This window comes from Aeromonas piscicola, from assembly GCF_000820005.1.
GTDB lineage: Bacteria > Pseudomonadota > Gammaproteobacteria > Enterobacterales > Aeromonadaceae > Aeromonas > Aeromonas piscicola.
This window is the reverse complement of record NZ_CDBL01000009.1, coordinates 688-2,352: the sequence shown is the minus strand read 5'-3', so window position 1 is coordinate 2,352 and position 1,665 is coordinate 688. Positions and strand designations below refer to the sequence as shown.

The 1,665-nt window shown below is 57.8% G+C and carries 2 protein-coding genes; both read left to right on the top strand.

The genetic code is table 11. The annotated features are described in order from the left end of the window. Positions 1-24: 24 nt before the first annotated feature. Entirely contained in the window at positions 25-489 is a 465-nt protein-coding gene (locus BN1128_RS01945) for a GNAT family N-acetyltransferase (protein ID WP_042865922.1), read from the top strand. A gap of 215 nt (positions 490-704) precedes the next feature. Beyond that, a partial coding sequence (locus BN1128_RS01940) for a PAS domain-containing protein (RefSeq protein ID WP_042865920.1) occupies positions 705-1,665 on the top strand: 961 nt, incomplete at its 3' end.

Genomic DNA, 1,665 nt, shown 5'->3' with positions numbered 1-1,665 from the left:
CAGTAATGACACCGGGAGGTGCAGATGATCATTCGTCAGGCAACGCAGGCTGATATTCCCGCCTTGGTGAGTCTGCGTATGGGGCTGTTTTGCGAGGTGGGCGAGCTGAGCGATCCTCTGGCCGATCTGGATCTCTGGCAGGCGACCAGTGCCTATTTCAGCACGACGCAGGCCGATGACAGCGCGCGTTCCTGGGTGGCCGAGGTCGGGGATGAGGTAGTGGCGAGCGGCACGCTGGCCCTGTTTGTGCGGCCGCCCTATCCCGGCAACCTGTCAGGGCGGGAGGCCTATCTGCTCAATATGTATACACTGCCGGCATATCGCAAGCAGGGCATGGCCAGCGCTCTGCTCGATGCCATGGTGGCCCATGCCAGCGCCGAACGACTGGGCAAGGTGTGGCTGCATGCCAGCGATGAGGGGCGCCCTCTGTATGAACGCATCGGTTTTGTGGCCAATCCGGCGTATCTGGAATGGCTGCCGGGGCAGTGAGCCCGCCTATGGTGAGAGCTGATCCGGTTTGTTCCGACAGCCGTAATGGCACCCTTGTGATCTTTATCAATTTATCAACGGCAAAATGTTGGCCATAACCGGATCGCGTTGCTGCGCTCAACTATGATCAGCCTCATCAGGCTCGTACTCGTTCACCTTGATTGCAGGTGTTTTTTTGTCAGTTCTCACATCGTCAGTACAGAGGTATGACATTCATGTTCAATAACAAGCTGAAGGCGCAACTGCAGAACTGCCAGACGCAGCTCGTCGAACTGCAGGGATTCGTTGATGCCGTCAAGGGTGGTGTCGCTACCATCATCTTTACGCCGGACGGCGGTATTCTGGAGGCCAATGAGCCTTTCTTGAACCTGATGGGATACAGCGCAGCTGAACTCCAGGGTCAGCATCACAGGATGTTTTGCAGCAAGGCACTGGCTCAGTCATCTGATTACCAGCAACTCTGGACTCAGCTACAACAAGGCAGGGTCCAATCCGGCATTGTTCCGCGCATCAACAAGCGGGGCGAGGCGCTCTGGCTGGAGGCGAGCTACTTCCCGGTGAAGCAACAGGGGCGAGTGACCCAGGTGATCAAGATCGCCAGCGATGTGACCGAGCATCACCAGCGCCTGCTGAGTCAGGAGGCCGTCTCCAAGGCGCTGGATCGCTCCCTTGCCATGATCGAGTTCACTCCCGCGGGGGAGGTGATCTCCGCCAATGCCAATTTTCTGGGGTGTATGGGCTACAGCCTTTCCCAAATCAAGGGACACCATCACCGCATGTTCTGTGATGACGCCTTCTATCGGGAGCAGCCCCATTTCTGGGAAGAGCTGGCCCAGGGCCAGTTCAAATCCGGTCTCTTCATGCGTCACAACAGCCACGGCGATACCATCTGGCTGGAAGCCACCTACAACCCTATTCGGGATGAGAGCGGCAAGGTTAATCGGGTGATCAAGTTCGCCAGCGAGATCACTGAGCGGGTGACCAAGAATCATGCCGTCAGGGATGCCGCCCAGGTGGCCCATAGCACGGCGCAGGAGACCTTGCGCAGTGCCGAACAGGGGGCCGATCTGCTGCAATCCGTGGTGGACACCTCCTCGCTCATCAGCAAGCAGGTGGACAAGACCATTCAGCTGATCAATCAGCTCAATGAGCAGTCCAAGAGTATCGAGGCCATCG

What these genes read in the sequence shown, in the direction of transcription:
- BN1128_RS01945 (WP_042865922.1), top strand. Translation starts at nt 25, where the DNA reads ATGATCATTCGTCAGGCAACGCAGGCTGATATTCCCGCCTTGGTGAGT.